Raw genomic sequence first — 16,539 nt, forward strand, 5'->3', positions numbered from 1 at the left:
GTTCGTCACTCCTTGCCAGTCGCTTGCGCGATCGTTGGGTAACGGAAGTCCTTTGGAATGAGATCCTCGCGCTTGGCAAGCATCAGAATAGAGCGGATCGCCATGGCAAGGCCTTGGAAGGCGACCAGGACTACAAAAACGAGAATAAAGGTTTTCAACACATACAGTCCTGGCATGCCGCCCACGTTTGCAGAATTTTCCATCAGGCGCCAGGAGCGCTGAACGTAGGGCAGACCAATGTAATAAATGGCAAACATGAAGGGAAACAAAAATACACACACACCGACCAAGTCGGCGATCGCTTTTTTAGTGGGCGAGGCGGGTCGATAAAAAATATCAACCCGTACATGATCTTCTCTAAATAGGGCGAAGCCAGCGACAGCGGTAAACATCACGCCATTGAGCCAGACATATAAATCCTGCATCCACAGCCTGGTGGTTGAAAACAGATAGCGCTCCACGACGACTGCGAAGCAGACTAAAACAATTGCAAGAGAGAGCCAAGCAAACGTATTGCCAATGGCTTTATTGATCGCGTTTATTGACCGCATTATGACTGCTAGGATTGTTAGCATGCGGATTCTCCAAAAGAACTAAAGGAAAACGCGCCAAGAGGTCTATCGCTCTTGGCGCGCAGTAAGAAAGTTTCGGGTGCAATTACTGGGGTTCAACGCCTGCTTTCTTGAACAACTCAGCCCATTGAGGGAGTTGTTGTTTGACTTTAGCGTCCAGGGCAGCAGGATTTGCATCCTTGGTCAGGACTTGTGCGCCCAGACCCGCCATGCGCTCCTGAAACTTAGGATCGGCCAAGCCTGCTTGGAGAGCTTCTACAAGCTTTGCGCGGATAGGTGCTGGCGTATTTTTGGGAACCCACATGCCATGCCAGATACCAACTTCAAAGTCTTTGAAACCTGACTCATCCATCGTGGGCAAATTTGACAAGGTGGCGACACGCGTCTTGCTTGTCACAGCATAGGCCTTGATGGTGTTTGCTTTGATTTGCTGAGTCGTGTTGGTGGTTTGATCACATAACAAATCGACTTGTTTGCCCACCAAGTCGTTCATGGCTGGGCCTGTGCCCTTGTAGGGGACTGTCAGCAGATTCACACCGACGCCACTGGCGAACATCACGCCGCACAGGTGTGAGGCAGCGCCGATACCGGCATTCGCCAAGGAAACTTTGTCCTTATTTTTCTTGACATACTCAACCAATTCTTTGATGTTGTTGGCAGGAAAGTCGGAGCGGCCGACGATCGTCATCGGAACGTCCACAACGAGACCAATAGGCTCGAAACCTTCGATGGGGTTGTAGTTGGGCTTTTTGTACAGGGCGGGTGCAGTTGTGAAGCCAACGTGCATCAACAATACGGTGTAGCCATCGGGGTTGGCGCGCGAAACGAAGGAGCTTCCAACTGTGCCGCCTGCGCCCGCTTTATTTTCGACCACGACGCTTTGTTTGAGCGTGGGACGCATGGCTTCGGCCAGCGAGCGTGCGACGTTGTCGGTTGGGCCGCCCGCTGCGAAGGGAACCACCATGTTGATGGTCTTTGAGGGGAAGTTGTCTGCGCTTTGTGCCGACGCTGAAAACGCGACCGCAGACAACAAGGCACCGATTGTGAGTGAAAATGTTTTCATTTTGGCTCCGGGGTCAGTCTAAAGTGAAGGGGAAATACTAAAACAGCAATTAAAGCATGATTCAATAGAACGCAAGTGCATAAAAAATAAGGGATTTAGGCTGCACAGCCCCCGTTTAAAGCCCGTCAGAGATGATTTGTGTTCATTCGCTCAGAGAATAGGTATATTCGATGGCTGAGAACCTAAACAAACCTAAACATTTAACGACAGAGACCTTTTTCTATGACCATCCAGTTTTATTCTTTTGATACGCCTAATGGCCGCAAAATCTCCGTGGCCCTCGAAGAAATGGGTCTGGCTTATGACGTGATCCCGGTTGATATCGGTAAGGACGAGCAGTTCAAACCCGATTTCTTAAAAATCAGTCCTAATAACAAAATCCCTGCCATTGTGGATCGCGACGGTCCGGACGGCAAACCCCTCAGCGTGTTTGAGTCTGGGGCGATTTTGATTTATCTCGCTGAGAAAACAGGCAAGTTTTTACCGGCCAAAGGCGCTGCCAGAGTTGCGGTTCTTGAGTGGCTCATGTTTCAGATGGCGGGCTTTGGTCCCATCCCCGGTCAAGTCCATCATTTTCTTGGTCTGACCAATGAGGAGGACAAACGCTACGGCGTACAGCGCTTCATGGCTGAAACGCGCCGTTTGTACGGAGTCATGGATCGACGACTTGCGGAGCAGACTTTTTTTGCAGGTGATCTGTCGATCGCCGATTTCGCACTCTTGGGTTGGGTGTGGAGGCACCCTCGCCATCAGGTCGATTTGGCGGATTTTCCGAATGTAAAGCGTTGGTACGAAACAATGATGGCACGCCCTGCGGTTCAGCGCGGTTTTGCTGTCGCACTTAAATAACGATTTGTTGATAACGAATTGTTGAGGAGATAAAAATGAAGAAGCAAACTTTACACATGAAAAAAATCTGTGCGTCGTTCATCGCGATGACCGGACTCGTCCTGACGAGTGGTCAGGCACAAGCGCAAGCGGCTGATGCTTACCCGACCAAGACGATTAAGCTTGTGGTGCCCTTTGCACCTGGTGGCGTGACGGATACCAGTGGCCGTATTGTGGCCGAGGGCTTATCCAAACGACTCGGTCAGCAAGTCATCGTTGAAAACAAGCCTGGCGCGTCCGGCAATATTGGTGCCCAGCAGGTAGCGACTGCGGCTCCCGATGGCTACACGCTCTTTTTGGCGTTGGATGGCACCTTGGTGATTAACCCTCACGCTTATTCAAAGATTGGTTTCGATACGCTCAAGGATTTTGCGCCTGTCGCCAAAATCGGCAATTCCATCGTCATTTTGGCGGCGAATCCAGACGTCAAGGCAAAGAACCTGAAAGAGCTGGTGGCCTTGGCGCAAGCCACTCCAGGGGGGCTTTCCTACGGCACCTCAGGTAACGCCAGTCTCGTGCATTTGGCTGGCGAGTTGCTCAAGCAACAGTCCAATTCTAATTTTGTACATGTCCCTTACAAAGGGGGCGGTCCTGCTGTAGCCGACGCTTTGGCCGGACATATTCCCTTGACCTTTGCCTCCGCTGCCTCGATCAATCAACACTTGAAAGCAGGAAAACTGGTGGCTCTTGGCGTACCAAGCGCGACGCGCTCGGCGGCCTATCCCGACATTCCAACTTTTAAAGAGTCGGGTATCCCCGGGATTGAGTTGAACTCATGGGTGGGTATCATGGCTCCAGCCAAGACGCCTGCCGCCATCGTTGCTAAGCTCAATAAGGAGATCAATGCCGTCTTGCAGGATCCTGCGGTGAAGGCGAAGTTGCTCGGGTCTGGGATTGAAGCAGCAAACGCATCATCCGCGCAGTTTGGTGATGAAATCAAACGTGACCTGGCGCTGTACAAACCCGTGGTTGAAAAAGCAGGGATCAAAGTTAATTGAGCGCATAAAAATTAAGTGCATAAATTAGGTGCATTTCAACTGGCTGTCATGCTAGACAGGAGACAAAAAATGAAAGCAAAAAAATTCAAACAACTCACCGCCGTTCAGTATTTGGGTCGCAGTATTTCAGGCCTGATTGCGGGCGGCGTACTCGCCGTGATGCCGCTGACTGTGGTGGCACAGTCGTTTCCCGACAAACCCATCAGGATCGTGGTCGGATTTCCTCCGGGCGGTGGCTCCGACTTGATGGCGCGCTCGGTGGGTGACCGGCTTTCGACGGTCTTGAAGCAGCCCGTCATTATTGAAAATAAACCTGGTGCGGGATCCTCCATCGCGGCATCGTATGTCGCGCAGTCCAAGCCCGATGGCTATACCATTTTGTTTGCTCAGGCTGCGAATATGGGTGTCGCTCCCGCGTTGAGACCCACTCTGAATTACGACCCTCTCAAAAACTTTGCTCCTATTACGCGTTTAGTGTCTGCGCCGCTTGTGATTGTGGGTCCCGCAACCTTGCAGGCAAAAACCCTCAAGGAAGTGATTGCAATGGCACAGGCTAAGCCAGGTGCATTGAGTTATGGCTCCCCCGGGTCGGGCACAGCAGGTCATCTGGCTGGCGAGATGTTTGGCTCTGAGGCCAAAATTAAAATCGTGCATGTGCCCTACAAAGGACAAGCCGCAGCAATCACAGACATGATTGGTGGACGCATTGAGTTGTATTTCAGCACGTTAGCTGTTGTGAAACCACATGTCGAAGGTGGCAAAATCCGGGCGTTCGCGGTGACGTCCTCAGATCGTTCTCCAGCGTTTCCTAACGTGCCCACAGTGGCCGAAGCAGGGGTGACCGGTTTTGAGATTGAAAACTGGTATGGTTTGGTCGCTCCTGCCGGAACGCCACCTGCAGTGATTAATCTTTTAAATAAAGAGATTCTCAAAATCTTGAAAGATCCCAAGCTTGTCGAGGAGTTGTCCAAGGAAGGAGGCAATATCAGACCCGATACCCCGGAACAGTTTGCTAAGTTCCTAGCCGTTGATGTCCCACGTTGGAAAAAGATCGTGACTGAGGCAAAATTAGAAACGAACTGATCCGGCATTGCGTTTGATGATTTAGACATCGCCAAAACTGCCTTTCCACAAATATGAATTCATATTCAATAAAAATACTCACAATAGAGTTCTGATTATTTTGTGCGAGTAGGTAGATGGCGATGATTAAACCAAGCACTGAGCTGACAAAGCCTGCATCAGAAGAAACTCCAGTGACGAAAATACTCGCTGAGTTTGTTGCAGAATTTAAATCGGCCCGCCTACCCGTAGAGGTACGGCACCAAGTGGCCCGGGGACTTGTGAACTGGGCAGGTTGTGCGATCGGCGGTTCTCGCCACCCAGCAGTCACCAACGCGCTGGCGGCTTTCGGTCCATTCATGGGTATCGGGCAGTCGAGTATTTTGGGGCGCAGTGAACGTGTGGATGCGTTACATGCCGCCCTTTTTAATGGCATCAGCTCTCACGTGCTTGATTTTGATGATACGCATCACGCGACCTTGGTTCACCCAAGTGGTCCGGTGTTATCGGCAATGCTCGCACTTGCGCAGTTTCAAACTATTGATGGTCCCACCTTTGTTGAGTCGATTGCGCTTGGCATTGAGGTTGAGTGTCGAATTGCGCTAGGAGTGTGTCCTGCCCATTACGATATTGGATGGCATGTCACAAGTACTGTCGGTGGGTTTGGCGCCGCAGCAGCGGTTGGGTATGCCTTAAAGCTCAATGCAAAACAGATGGCGTGGGCATTTGGCATTGCTGCCACACAAGCCTCTGGCTTGCGTGAAGTTTTCGGCACAATGTGTAAAAGCTTGCATCCAGGTCGTGCTGCACAGAGCGGCTTGAGTGCGGCTCTAATGGCGCGTGCGGGCTTTACCAGCTCGGAGCGTGTCATCGAGGCGCCTCGCGGCTTTGCCAGAGTAATGTCTACACACGCGCACTTGAACGATACGATCGAGGGTCTGGGAGAAAAATGGGTTGTGATGGATAACGCTTTTAAGCCTTATGCCTGCGGCCTCGTGATTCATCCTGTGATTGACGGTTGCATTTCACTTTACGCAAAGCAGCTGTTCAAGCCTCAGGAGATTGCGTCGTTGCATTTACGTGTCAATCCGCTCGTTGTAGAGTTGACCGGAAAACCTCAACCCACGACCGGACTCGAGGGAAAGTTCAGTGTCTATCATTCAGCTGCAATTGTTTTGCTGACGGGTTTCAGTACGTCCAAGCATTACACCGACAGTGCAGTGCGAGGAGATGACGTCACGGCCCTGAGAAAAAAGGTCACTGTTGAGGTAGACACCAGTATTCGTGTCGATGAAGCGCACATCACCGTCACGCTGCAAGACGGTGCGACGCATCACCATCACGTGGATCACGCATTAGGAAGCCTTGAGCGTCCGATGAGCGATGCGAATTTAAACCAAAAATTCATTGATCTGGTCTCAGATATTTTGCCCGCTTCGCAGGTCAACGACGCTCTTAAGCAATGTTGGCAAGTAAATACGCTTCCTGATGCAGGTGTGCTTGGGACGTTGCTGTCGACGGGTTAGATTTTATAGATGGCGCTCCAGCAACGTATCAATCAGTCGTTGGACGGGTAGTGAGGGTGGTTCACCTTTGCGCAGCGCAATGTTGAGCTCGCGTACGGCCCATTGATCAAGGAGGGTCACAATTGCGATGCGGCGTGTGCGAGCTTGAGATATTGCAATGGCTTCAGGTATGACTGCTATACCAATGCCAGACTCTACGAGCTTGCAGAGCGCATCAAAATTGTTGACCTGAATGCGCAGCTTTATCGATGCACCCTCGTCACGGGCGACCCGCATGATGAAATGCTGAAGCGCAGCGTGCTCTGGCAACCCGATAAAATCAGCACCTAGTGTTTGGTGAAAATGAAGTGAGGACGTATTGCAAAGAGGGTGCGAGAGCGGTGTGACGAGCACAAGTCGCTCTTTGCTGTAAGGGAGATATTCGAGTCTGTCGCTTCGAGTTTCTGATGCCAAGATGCCGATATCTGCCTCTCCACTAACAAGTGATCGAGTGATATTTGAAGAGGCATGTTCCTGTAATATTATATTAATCTCAGGATATTGTAGAAGGTAGCGCTGCAACACATTAGGCATTGAGCCATGCGTTGACAGGGTGTTTGCATGCAGTCGAATGTCACCTTTCATCAAATTCAACGTTGCGCTCAATTCCCCGAGCATGTTTTCAAACTGAGAAAGGATTTTCTTCGCATTTGTCAATACACTTAGACCTAGAGGTGTTGGCGATAAGCCATGCGAATTTCGAACAAAAAGTTTTGTGCCCAACACCTCTTCAATTTTTTTGATTCTGGTGCTCGCGGCAGGCGCTGACATATTGGAGAGTTCTGCACCTCTCGAAAGGCTCAGCGTCTCCGCAACATGAAGGAGGAGTCTGAAGTCGACCAGATCAAAATAACTAATGAGTTGTGCTGATCCGGCGTGCGGGTGATGTGTCTTCATTCCCTTGTTTGTGAAAAAGTATCGATAATGGATCGGAAATCGGGCATTATGAAAGCTGTTTTAACCAAAGACTAACCCATGTTTAAACACATTTAAATTGCATCGAACATACTGGTAGTACACACTAAAAGCGAATGTCACAGTAGCAATACATATACAAATACTGGAGAATAATGATGATAAAAATAAAGCATTTCTTGGCGCTTGGTGTCATTCTACTCACGGGGTTGGGTAGTTCGGTCGTACAGGCGCAGAAGTTTCCTGATAAACCTGTAAAAATCGTAGTGCCGTTTGCACCGGGTGGTGGCGCAGATTTATTGGCCCGGACAATGAGCGTGAGTTTGACTGAGCGTTGGGGACAACCCGTGGTTGTGGAAAATCGCCCCGGCGCAAGTGGCAATATTGGCGCTGAAATTGTTGCGCGCGCTGAGCCTGATGGTTACACCGTGCTTCTTACAAGTAGTGCTTTTGTTATCAGCCCAGGGATGACAAACAAGCTACCTTTTAATGTTGAAAAAGATTTCACGCCCATTACTCTGGCGGTTGAGTTGCCCAATGTCTTGGTTGTGCACCCCAGCGTGAAGGCGAATTCAGTGGCTGAACTTGTCGCATTAATCAAGGAAAACAAGACAAAAATTAATTACGCCTCACCCGGAAATGGCACAGGCGGCCATTTGGCAGCAGAGCTTTTTAAACAGTCTGCTGGCGTTGATGTTTTACATGTTCCTTATAAAGGTGGCGGTGCAGTGATTGCTGATTTGCTAGCGGGTCATGTGCAGATGACTTTTGCAACGCTGCCTTCAGTGATGGCTTACATTAGTTCAGGTAGAGTGCGCCCGTTGGCCTTAACGACTGCTAAGCGTGGTTTTATTGAAGCACCTACGATGATTGAGTCCGGATTTGTTGGGTTTGACCTCTCGACATGGCTCGGCTTTCTTGGTCCTGCGGGCATGTCTCCTGCGATCGTTAAAAAATTAAATTCGGACTTAATTTTCGTGATGAAATCGCCGCAGATCAGTGAAAAAATTAAGCAACAGGGAATGTTAGAGGTTGCTTCTACACCAACTTATTTTGCGGAAAAAATTGTGAAAGACGTTCAGATGTACAAAGGTATCATTCAGAAATCTGGTGCGAAAACAGACTAATTCTTTGACTTACATCACGCAGGGGCGAATGATTCATGACTTGGAAAAATCCTAGACTGGTTTCTTTTTCTCACAGGCGAAAGGCGTTTTTTTCAGGCCAGTCCACACCCCGTGACTTACTTGAAGAGTGCCTGGAAAACATTGCAAAGTTCGAACCTGCTGTCCAGGCATTTGTCGCTATGGATATTGAGTCGGCAAGGCGGTCTGCGGATGTGTCCACGGCGCGCTATCTTGCAGGGCAACCTTTGTCGCTGGTAGACGGGTGCCCTGTAGGCATCAAAGACATTATTGCAACGTGTGACTTTCCTACGCAAATGGGTTCACCCGCTTATGTAAACTATCAAACGCCTCACGATGCCGCGTGTGTGCACGCCTTAAGAAGTGGTGGGGCGGTCATCGTTGGCAAAACGGTCACGACAGAGTTTGCAATTGGCTCGTCAAGACAGACAACCAATCCTTTCGATGTGTCGCGAACGCCTGGAGGTTCGTCAAGCGGTTCTGCAGCTGCGGTAGGTGCAGGCATGCTGCCTGTAGCGCTGGCAACGCAGACACAAGCATCAACCTTACGCCCAGCTTCGTATTGCGGCGCGTATGCCTTCAAGCCAACATATGGTGCATTCAGAATGGAGGGTGTGCATGTTATGTCTCCAACGAGTGATCATGTTGGCGTGATCGGCGCATCGGTAGATGATGTTTGGGATACAGCCGCCAGAATTGCGTTGTCGGTGGGTGGCTCAGGTTATCCGTTCATGCAAGGTGCTGATGAGCCACTTATTCCCTCTAAGCCGGCGAATCTGATACGACTCTACACCCGCGGGTGGGGCGAGATGCAAGCCTCTGCGCATCAAGCCTTCGATGATATTGTTCTTCAGTTATCTAAAGCGGGTATTCGCATACTTGACCGTCATACGCACAAAGTCCTTGAAAAGCTAGAAGAAACACTGGAGTCGTGTCTGGATCGAGCACTGGAAATTGTGGTCTATGAAATGCAGTGGCCGTTTCAGGATTATGTTGAGCGTTACGGCGAAAAGATCGGACCGCGTATTCACCGGATGGTCGAGCAAGCACAAACGATGTCAAGAGCGGATTATGCAGATCTGCTGCAGATGCGGCGAGACTTGCAGCGACAAATGACGCTTGTGGCTAAGGAGTTGAATGCGGATGGCTTCCTGTTGCCCGCGTCGTCCGGACCTGCTCCAGTTGGTTTGGAGTACACGGGAAGCCGCACGTTTCCATCTTTTGCGAACTTAGTGGGATTCCCTGCCGTGACCTTGCCAAAATTAAATGTAGATAGTTTGCCCTTCGGAATTCAATTGTTTCATTTAGAGCAACGGGATAGAGATCTTTGTGCACATGCACAATGGATCGATGAAATGCTGCGCTGACCCCATTTACAGCCAAGTTTGGGTATAGTTCAGTTTTTCGTGGAGACACTCATGCAAAACAATCGCTCTACTCCCTTGGTTCGCTCAGTGAAGTGGGCAGCGGGTGCCTTATCTGCCGTGGCGATGACCTTCGGTATGTCGGGCGCTCAGGCCCAGCAGGCTTATCCAAACGCTCCGATTCGCCTTGTGGTGGGTTATGCCGCTGGTGGCACGACCGATATCCTGGCGCGTTCGTTGGGCGAGCAACTAGGTAAGATTTTGGGTCAAACCATCATCGTCGATAACAAGCCGGGTGCTGCGAGCAACATTGGTGCAGCATTCGTCTCCCAAGCTAAGCCTGATGGTTACACCCTCTATATGGCTACGGTCGCAAGTCACGGGATTAATCCTGCGCTGTATCGTGGCAAATTGCCGTTCGATCCAATCAAGGATTTTGCGCCGGTTTCGATGGTCGCCTCCATTCCTTTGATGCTGGTCATCAATCCAAGTTTGCCAGTGAAGTCCATCAAAGAATTGATCGAATACGCGAAAAAGAATCCGGGTAAGCTGAATTATGCTTCCAGTGGCAACGGCTCGCCTGGCCATTTGGCGGCCGCTGTGTTTAACGATGCGACACAAATCAAGATCGAGCATATTCCGTTCAAGGGCGGTAACCCTGCCAACACTTCAGTGCTTGCTGGCGAGACACAAATGACCTTCGCCACTGTACCGGGTGCCTTGCCTCACGTCGTGGCTGGTAAGTTGATCGCTCTGGGCGTGACGACAAAGAAGCGCTCCGGACAGTTGCCGAATGTTCCAACAATTGCTGAAGCTGCGGGTCTGCCGACCTATGACATCAGCACATGGAACGCCGTCCTTGCACCCAAAGGCACACCCGACGCAGTCGTCGCAAGACTGAACGCTGCGATCATTCAGGCGATGAAGTCACCTGAGCTGCGTCAGCGTTTTGAGAAAGAGGGTGCCATGCCCATGACAAGCACCCCCAAAGAGCTCAGCGATTTTATTGTGCTCGAAGTAGAACGATGGGGTAAGGTCGTCGACAAAACTCCAATGAGTACAAACTAAACAAACTTGCCTGTCAGTCCGCCGTCGACGACGATTTCTGTCCCCGTAATATAAGACGCATCATCGGAGGCCAGAAAAGTTGCGACGGAGGCGACCTCCCAAGGTGTTCCCATGCGTCCCATGGGAACCTGTTGATCCCGAGCCCGACGTGTGTTGTCCATGTCGGCGTTCGCATCAAATACTTTTGCCACGTTTTTCTGAATACGCGGCGTATCAATCAAGCCAGGAACAATCGTGTTGGCTCGGATCCCATCGATGGCATATTGCTGCGCGAGCATTTTAATAAAGTGCGTGACGGCGGCTTTGGTGACGCTGTAGGCAAGATGGGGATAGCCAAGATAGCGCATACCCGCCACCGAGGAGACGCCAATGATTGAGCCAGAGCCTTGCTTGACCATGATGGGAGCGACAAGCTTGGCAGCGATCAAAATACTTTCGACGTTGACCTTTTGAATGCGGTCCCAGTCTTCGAGAGAGGTTTCGGCAGGACCTCCTACGCGACCAATGCCTGCATTGATTTGCATGATGTCGATACGACCAAAATCGTGCATGACACGATCGATGGCGACTTGCATCGCCTCGAAGTTCGCGACGTCAGCTTGATAAGCGATGGCCTGAGCGCCGAGTGATTTAATTTCTTGTTCAACTTCTTGGGCTGCAGCAAGATTGAAATCAAGTGCGGCCACCGAAGCGCCAGCACAGGCCATGGCGATGGAGCTAGCCTTGCCAATACTGATGCCCGGTGCACTAGTACCTGCGCCCAGAATCAAAGCCACGCGTCCCTTGAGTCTTTCGGTACGGATGGGAAGCTGCGAGTCAAGGAGAGTTGAATAGCTCATGCGACCTGACCTAAGCCAACAGTCAATCCTCCACAGACGTAAAGAACTTGACCAGTAATATAGCCAGCCCGATCATCAATTAGAGAAGCGACGGCATGGGCGATATCATCAGGCTCACCCATCCTCTTGAGTGGAATCGACTCCAAGATTTTTTTTGTTTTAGGTGAGTCTGGAGGGTTGCCAGAGAGAAATAGCTCCGTGGCAATCGGTCCGGGACCAATCGCATTGACCGTCACGCCATAAGGTGCGAGCTCGAGGGCCCAGGTCCGCGTCATCCCGAGCAGGCCCGCTTTGGTAGCTGAGTAAACAGTACGCAGTTCTTTGCCGAGTGCGGCACGACTCGAAATGTTGATGATGCGCCCAAACCGGGCAGCTTGCATCCCGGGCTGTAGTCCTTGCGCGACGAGCATGGGCGCACGCAGATTCAAGGCGCAGACCGCATCGAAATCTTCGAGTGTGGCGTCTTCGAGTGTACCGGGTCGAATGAATCCTGCGTTATTGACCACACGCAGCACTTGATGGTCACGCGTAATGCGCTGCAAAATATCACGCGTCGCTTGCGCATCAGTCAAGTCTGCTTGGTAATGCGTTTCACCTTTGAGCAAGGTCTTGGGGGCGACGCGATCGAGATTGATAATGGAGTATCCGTCTGCGATGCAACGGGTGATGATGGCGCGGCCGATACCGCCGCTGCCGCCTGTGACGAGTACGCTGCGTTCAGTCATATGCTTTACCTCCGGTGCCAGGGCCATTGCCTACATAGGGAATCATTTCATCGATCGTATCCCAGATAAATCGACCGGCCGGATCTTGTTGTTCCTCGGCGATGTGGGAAACAAGTCCCGCGGCACGTGAGATGACGGCAAAGCCGCGCATGAGTTTGGAAGGAATCCCGATTTCTCCGAGCATCGCGGCAACAGCTCCTGTTGCATTGATCGTGATGTGGCGACCGTAGACCCGATCGACGGTCGCGGAGAGTAAGCGTAGGGCACCCACATATTTTTGCTCGAGTTCGGATTCTGCTTCTGTCAGCGCGAGTAGTTTGATTGAGCGTGGATCATCGGGTTTATGTAGGTGATGACCAAAGCCTGGTAGGTTTTGCTTGTTTTTGCGGATTTCCATCACCAGGTTTTCGGTAAATTTTTCTGGTTCGGCTGAGTCGACGATTTGTTGCAAAATGACGGCGTTGTTTTCCATCGTACCAACAAACTGACTGCCTACCGCCATCAAGCCTGCGGCAACTGCACCTTGCAGGTTTTCTGGTGCGCTCATGTAAATCATGCGAGTGGCGATCGCGCTGGGTGTGAAACCGTGCTCCATCAAGGTGATCAGCACGGCGTCCATGATGCGCATATCCACAGCTCTTGGTTCACGGCCAAGAATTTGCATGAACATCACTTCGGAGAATGTTTTTTTACCGATCAGATCTTCGACTAAATCCGCATCTCGGTAGTTCATGCTTGTTAAGGTGTGCGTGCAAAGTTTTGTTGTGGGCGTTAATTTTTTTATATTGGAAGACATGATCAAATTTTCTTTTTTAAGATGGTCGTTTTTTAGTTTAAAAGTTCGCGGATAGCTGTTTTTAGTACTTTACCCACAGAGGAGCGAGGTAATTGATCAAGGAAATGAATCTTTTTGGGCGCATGGACTGAGCCCAGGGCTGTTTTGACATGCGCAATCAAGTCCTCAGGTTCGCATTTCACGCCTGGATGAAGTTGTACTGCGGCATGAACGGCCTCACCCCATTTTTCATCGGGCATACCAAAGACTGCGCATTCGTATACAGCATCGTGCTGCGACAAGACGTTTTCGACATCCGTCGGGTAGATGTTAAAGCCGCCGGTGATGATGACATCGCGGATCCGATCTTTGAGAAAGAGATAGCCGCGTTCATCAATCAAACCGACATCGCCAGTGTGCAGCCACTCATCGACAATCGTTTCGGCGGTTTTTTCTGGCAAGCGCCAGTAGCCGGTCATCACCAGATGTCCACGCACGACGACTTCTCCCATTTCACCCTCGGACAAAATTTTGCCATCGGGCGACATAATCGCCATGTCAGACAGCCAGGTGCAACGACCGACTGAGCCCCGGTTCAGAGGATCCTTGAAGCTACTCGGGCGCATCATTGTGACGATTTGAGGTGCTTCAGTTTGCCCGTAGGTCGTACCGACAACCTCACCAAAGAAGGTCCTGAGCTGATCGACTTTCTCGGCAGGCATCGGCGCACCGCCATAAATCAGATTGCGCAGCTTAGGAAAATCTGCACGTGAAACACCGGGATGCGCCATCACCATATAAATAAGCGTAGGGGGCATAAAACTCATCGTGCCGCCTTGCTCGCGGAATGCTTGGATGACAGAGGCGGGATCCGTCTTGTCGAGGAATAAAAGCTTAGCACCTTCGGCGAGCATGGGCAGCAGATAGGTGGAGGTGCCGTGCGTCACCGGAGCAGTCACGACAAAACAATCGTCTGACGTGATTTGCCAGCCACTGACCTGATTGATGATGCCGGCCGTCCAGGCGCGATAGGGCTGCATCACACCCTTGGGCAGACCGGTCGTACCACCTGTGAACTTAATGGCTTGGGTCGCGTTTTCACCGGCTTCGTTGGTGCTGGGTACTTGACCTGCATGACGTACGATCCAGTATTCAACGCTTTGATTGGGAACCGTACCGCTATCATCCAGTCGTAGCCATGTGGCGGAGCTGGCTTCGAGCAGTTCGGCGCCTTTTGCATCTGACATGACGATGGAGGGTTCGATGGTGTCAGTAATCCGCTTGATTTCAGAGGCGGTACTGCGGGCATTGAGTGGAACCCAAACTTTGCCTGCGGCAAGAACGGCGAGAATAGCCGTGGCGTGGTCGACTGTGTTGGCGGCGCAGATCGCGACACGTGTTTGAGGTTGCGGGTCGATAGCTTGAAGCGCTGAAGCGAGAGCGTTGACTTTTGAAGCGAGCTCTCGATAGGTCAGCGTTAGTGTCCTGCTTTGTAGAGCGATACGTTCAGGATATAACTTTGAAGCCCTAAAAAAAAAGTCAATTGGATACACCAGTATTTCCTGTTATGTTCGTTGAATAATATCGCTTTGAATACATACTTGTGAGTTTATCTTTTCGCTGCAATCACGGTCGTTGGCGCATCCTTCAAGCTGGCATTGATTTTTTTTCCAGCCACTTCACCGACAAAGGTTTGGGGCTTATCTTTGGCATCGATATACGTCAAGGTCAATTGAGAGCCATTGAGTTTGCCCGTGACGCGTTGCGTGCGGTTGTCGCCAAAGGTTAGTGTCCCTTCTATTTTTTGAAATTTTTGCTGAAGACTTAATTTCGCCGTCGTGATGCCTGGTAAACCTGTGACTGACCATTCACCTTGCACCTTGGCAGGGACGACCCAATAATAGCCTCGACCCCCACCTTCAGAATTAACGATTTCATCAGGCTCCCATGAGCCCATCATAAAGGAGTTAGAGACCACTCGTGTACCGGGTTTCATATCGAGGATGGTCGGTTTAAGTTTCATATTGAGCGTCGTCAAAAGATAAAGCGTCACCACCGTCGCATTTGAAAAATCTTCTTCGAAAATATCACCCGTGACGATGGTGACTTTATCGGAGACATTCGCGCGTTGAGCGTTTTGTCGGGCCAAGTTCGCCATGTCTGGATTGAATTCGATGCCAACCGCGCGAGCGCCAAATTGACGAGCGGCTTGGATCGGAATCTTGCCGTCACCGGCACCGAGGTCATAGACCACGTCATTCGAATTGACTTTGGCGGTTTCAAGCATTTTGACGACCAAATCATTGGGTGTGGGGACCCAGATCACATCCTTGCCCGCTTGAGCGACTGTTGGTTCGTAGGTTTTTTTATCTGACTGGGAGTGTGCTGTGCCCGAGATCAATAAAAATCCTATTGCGGCCGTCGTGGATACAAGCTTTCTGAGGGGGTGTCCGAACAAAATGTGTTGAAACATTGCAATGGCTCCGAGTAAAGGTTGTCATAAAGGACAGCAGTGAGGGTTATGCTAGGGGTTATGAGGTTAAATTGTCCAGCGGTTTTTGATGACATGGAGATATCTTTTATGCGTTTCGGATTATGTTTTTTGGCCACGGCTTTCGCAGCACTGTCACTGACAAGTCCATTGCAGGCGCAAAGCTTTCCCTCAAAGTCGATTTCATTCGTCGTGCCGTTCGCTGCGGGCGGTCCGGCAGACCTTGTGGCGCGTGAAGTGGCCCGTTTGATGGCTGATGACCTTGGCAAGCCTGTGATTGTTGAAAATCAGCCTGGTGGCTCCGGCGTGGTCGCACTCAACAATATGGGTCGTGCAACGGCGGATGGATATACCTTATTGTTTGCCGCATCCGGTACGGTGGTGATCCATCCCTTATTGAGCGATAAGTTTGCTGCGGTGACCAAGCAATTGGCACCCGTGGGGTTGGTCTCGACGAGTCCACATGTCTTGGTTGTGACCTCAAAAATCGGTGTTAAATCCGTCCAAGGCCTGATTAATTATGCGAAAGCAAATCCAGGGAAATTGAATTTCGGTTCGGCGGGTGCAGGTGGGGCAGCTCACTTGGGGATGGAAATGTTCAAGTCCCAAGCCAAGATTGATGCTGTACACATTCCCTACAAAGGCACATCGCAAGTGATTGCTGATTTAGCCTCTGGCGAAGTGCAGGCCTTGTTTAGTAGCATGCCCTCACTGAAGCCGCTGATGGATCGTGGGGCTGTTGTCGCAATCGGCATGAGCGGCGCGAGTGCTGGCGCAGAAAAAATGGGGATTCCCGAAATTTCAAAGGCGGGCCTTGCGGAGTTTGGGTATACCACCTGGTATGGATTGTTTGCACCCGCGGGCACACCTGCTGAAACAATCAACAAGCTTAATGCTGCCCTGAAAAAAGTCTTGGCAAATTCTGAACTCGCTGCAAAGTTAAGCCCTCAGGGCTTGGATGTCCGTTACAGCACGCCCGCAGGACTCGGCGAACTGGTGCAATCTGAGGCCGCGGGTTGGTCCAAGATCATCAAAGAAGCCAACATCAGCCTCAAGTAAATTTAAAAAG

At 50.9% G+C, this 16,539-nt stretch carries 16 protein-coding genes; 8 read left to right on the plus strand and 8 right to left on the minus strand.

What is annotated here, in order from left to right; genetic code table 11:
* Positions 1-5: 5 nt before the first annotated feature.
* A complete protein-coding gene (locus AC8GE9_RS05535) occupies positions 6-551 on the minus strand; it encodes a TRAP transporter small permease subunit (protein WP_506676112.1) in 546 nt (181 codons plus the stop codon).
* 106 nt (positions 552-657) lie between these two features.
* The gene (locus tag AC8GE9_RS05540; RefSeq protein ID WP_506676113.1) at positions 658-1,635 is read right to left on the minus strand and encodes a tripartite tricarboxylate transporter substrate binding protein BugD; all 978 of its coding nucleotides are present in this window, start codon (positions 1,633-1,635) and stop codon (positions 658-660) included.
* 222 nt (positions 1,636-1,857) lie between these two features.
* Between AC8GE9_RS05540 and AC8GE9_RS05545 the strand changes: the two genes are divergently transcribed.
* The 4 genes from AC8GE9_RS05545 to AC8GE9_RS05560 all read left to right on the plus strand — a co-directional run bounded on the left by AC8GE9_RS05545 (position 1,858) and on the right by AC8GE9_RS05560 (position 6,109).
* Positions 1,858-2,484 (plus strand): glutathione S-transferase family protein, encoded by a 627-nt coding sequence (locus AC8GE9_RS05545; protein WP_506676114.1) that lies wholly within the window; start codon positions 1,858-1,860, stop codon positions 2,482-2,484.
* Between the two features lie 35 nt (positions 2,485-2,519).
* Positions 2,520-3,521, plus strand: a complete 1,002-nt coding sequence (locus AC8GE9_RS05550; protein ID WP_506676115.1) for a Bug family tripartite tricarboxylate transporter substrate binding protein — start codon at positions 2,520-2,522, stop codon at positions 3,519-3,521.
* A 69-nt stretch (positions 3,522-3,590) separates the two neighbouring features.
* A complete protein-coding gene (locus AC8GE9_RS05555; protein ID WP_506676116.1) occupies positions 3,591-4,604 on the plus strand; it encodes a Bug family tripartite tricarboxylate transporter substrate binding protein in 1,014 nt (337 codons plus the stop codon).
* Between the two features lie 173 nt (positions 4,605-4,777).
* Positions 4,778-6,109: an MmgE/PrpD family protein gene (locus AC8GE9_RS05560; protein ID WP_506676117.1), complete on the plus strand. Its 1,332-nt coding sequence runs from the start codon at positions 4,778-4,780 to the stop codon at positions 6,107-6,109.
* Between the two features lie 3 nt (positions 6,110-6,112).
* On the opposite strand, the gene AC8GE9_RS05565 is transcribed toward AC8GE9_RS05560, so the two are convergent.
* Positions 6,113-7,045 (minus strand): LysR family transcriptional regulator, encoded by a 933-nt coding sequence (locus AC8GE9_RS05565; RefSeq protein WP_506676118.1) that lies wholly within the window; start codon positions 7,043-7,045, stop codon positions 6,113-6,115.
* 173 nt (positions 7,046-7,218) lie between these two features.
* On the opposite strand from AC8GE9_RS05565, the gene AC8GE9_RS05570 reads away from it, so the two are divergent.
* The 3 genes from AC8GE9_RS05570 to AC8GE9_RS05580 are packed head-to-tail and all read left to right on the plus strand — an operon-like array spanning position 7,219 to position 10,640.
* The gene (locus tag AC8GE9_RS05570; RefSeq protein ID WP_506676119.1) at positions 7,219-8,190 is read left to right on the plus strand and encodes a Bug family tripartite tricarboxylate transporter substrate binding protein; all 972 of its coding nucleotides are present in this window, start codon (positions 7,219-7,221) and stop codon (positions 8,188-8,190) included.
* 35 nt (positions 8,191-8,225) lie between these two features.
* The gene (locus AC8GE9_RS05575; protein WP_506676120.1) at positions 8,226-9,575 is read left to right on the plus strand and encodes an amidase; all 1,350 of its coding nucleotides are present in this window, start codon (positions 8,226-8,228) and stop codon (positions 9,573-9,575) included.
* A 51-nt stretch (positions 9,576-9,626) separates the two neighbouring features.
* Positions 9,627-10,640: a Bug family tripartite tricarboxylate transporter substrate binding protein gene (locus tag AC8GE9_RS05580; RefSeq protein WP_506676121.1), complete on the plus strand. Its 1,014-nt coding sequence runs from the start codon at positions 9,627-9,629 to the stop codon at positions 10,638-10,640.
* Here AC8GE9_RS05580 and AC8GE9_RS05585 read toward each other — a convergent pair.
* From AC8GE9_RS05585 to AC8GE9_RS05605, 5 genes are read right to left on the minus strand one after another with little or no spacing between them, the layout of a single operon-like run.
* A complete protein-coding gene (locus AC8GE9_RS05585; RefSeq protein ID WP_506676122.1) occupies positions 10,637-11,479 on the minus strand; it encodes an SDR family NAD(P)-dependent oxidoreductase in 843 nt (280 codons plus the stop codon). The two genes, AC8GE9_RS05580 and AC8GE9_RS05585, sit on opposite strands and share 4 nt — an antisense overlap.
* Positions 11,476-12,204, minus strand: a complete 729-nt coding sequence (locus AC8GE9_RS05590; protein ID WP_506676123.1) for an SDR family oxidoreductase — start codon at positions 12,202-12,204, stop codon at positions 11,476-11,478. Before AC8GE9_RS05590 ends, AC8GE9_RS05585 begins: the two co-directional genes overlap by 4 nt.
* Positions 12,197-13,000, minus strand: coding sequence for a citryl-CoA lyase (locus tag AC8GE9_RS05595; protein WP_506676124.1), 804 nt, complete (start codon positions 12,998-13,000; stop codon positions 12,197-12,199). The genes AC8GE9_RS05590 and AC8GE9_RS05595 overlap by 8 nt, the downstream gene beginning before the upstream one ends.
* A 32-nt stretch (positions 13,001-13,032) precedes the next feature.
* On the minus strand, positions 13,033-14,532 hold the full coding sequence (locus tag AC8GE9_RS05600; RefSeq protein ID WP_506676125.1) for a class I adenylate-forming enzyme family protein: 1,500 nt from the start codon (positions 14,530-14,532) through the stop codon (positions 13,033-13,035).
* A 56-nt stretch (positions 14,533-14,588) separates the two neighbouring features.
* Positions 14,589-15,452 carry a methyltransferase domain-containing protein gene (locus tag AC8GE9_RS05605; RefSeq protein ID WP_506676126.1) on the minus strand — a complete coding sequence of 288 codons (864 nt, stop codon included), beginning with the start codon at positions 15,450-15,452 and terminating at the stop codon, positions 14,589-14,591.
* A gap of 108 nt (positions 15,453-15,560) precedes the next feature.
* On the opposite strand from AC8GE9_RS05605, the gene AC8GE9_RS05610 reads away from it, so the two are divergent.
* The gene (locus tag AC8GE9_RS05610; protein WP_506676127.1) at positions 15,561-16,529 is read left to right on the plus strand and encodes a Bug family tripartite tricarboxylate transporter substrate binding protein; all 969 of its coding nucleotides are present in this window, start codon (positions 15,561-15,563) and stop codon (positions 16,527-16,529) included.
* The last annotated feature ends 10 nt before the right edge of the window (positions 16,530-16,539 follow it).

Source organism: Zwartia lucis (genome assembly GCF_965234455.1).
Lineage (GTDB): Bacteria > Pseudomonadota > Gammaproteobacteria > Burkholderiales > Burkholderiaceae_B > Zwartia > Zwartia lucis.

What these genes read in the sequence shown, in the direction of transcription:
- AC8GE9_RS05575 (WP_506676120.1), top strand. Translation starts at nt 8,226, where the DNA reads ATGACTTGGAAAAATCCTAGACTGGTTTCTTTTTCTCACAGGCGAAAG.
- AC8GE9_RS05585 (WP_506676122.1), bottom strand. Translation starts at nt 11,479, where the DNA reads ATGAGCTATTCAACTCTCCTTGACTCGCAGCTTCCCATCCGTACCGAA.
- AC8GE9_RS05595 (WP_506676124.1), bottom strand. Translation starts at nt 13,000, where the DNA reads ATGTCTTCCAATATAAAAAAATTAACGCCCACAACAAAACTTTGCACG.
- AC8GE9_RS05565 (WP_506676118.1), bottom strand. Translation starts at nt 7,045, where the DNA reads ATGAAGACACATCACCCGCACGCCGGATCAGCACAACTCATTAGTTAT.
- AC8GE9_RS05570 (WP_506676119.1), top strand. Translation starts at nt 7,219, where the DNA reads ATGATGATAAAAATAAAGCATTTCTTGGCGCTTGGTGTCATTCTACTC.
- AC8GE9_RS05555 (WP_506676116.1), top strand. Translation starts at nt 3,591, where the DNA reads ATGAAAGCAAAAAAATTCAAACAACTCACCGCCGTTCAGTATTTGGGT.
- AC8GE9_RS05605 (WP_506676126.1), bottom strand. Translation starts at nt 15,452, where the DNA reads ATGTTTCAACACATTTTGTTCGGACACCCCCTCAGAAAGCTTGTATCC.
- AC8GE9_RS05545 (WP_506676114.1), top strand. Translation starts at nt 1,858, where the DNA reads ATGACCATCCAGTTTTATTCTTTTGATACGCCTAATGGCCGCAAAATC.
- AC8GE9_RS05550 (WP_506676115.1), top strand. Translation starts at nt 2,520, where the DNA reads ATGAAGAAGCAAACTTTACACATGAAAAAAATCTGTGCGTCGTTCATC.
- AC8GE9_RS05590 (WP_506676123.1), bottom strand. Translation starts at nt 12,204, where the DNA reads ATGACTGAACGCAGCGTACTCGTCACAGGCGGCAGCGGCGGTATCGGC.
- AC8GE9_RS05535 (WP_506676112.1), bottom strand. Translation starts at nt 551, where the DNA reads ATGCGGTCAATAAACGCGATCAATAAAGCCATTGGCAATACGTTTGCT.
- AC8GE9_RS05540 (WP_506676113.1), bottom strand. Translation starts at nt 1,635, where the DNA reads ATGAAAACATTTTCACTCACAATCGGTGCCTTGTTGTCTGCGGTCGCG.
- AC8GE9_RS05580 (WP_506676121.1), top strand. Translation starts at nt 9,627, where the DNA reads ATGCAAAACAATCGCTCTACTCCCTTGGTTCGCTCAGTGAAGTGGGCA.
- AC8GE9_RS05610 (WP_506676127.1), top strand. Translation starts at nt 15,561, where the DNA reads ATGCGTTTCGGATTATGTTTTTTGGCCACGGCTTTCGCAGCACTGTCA.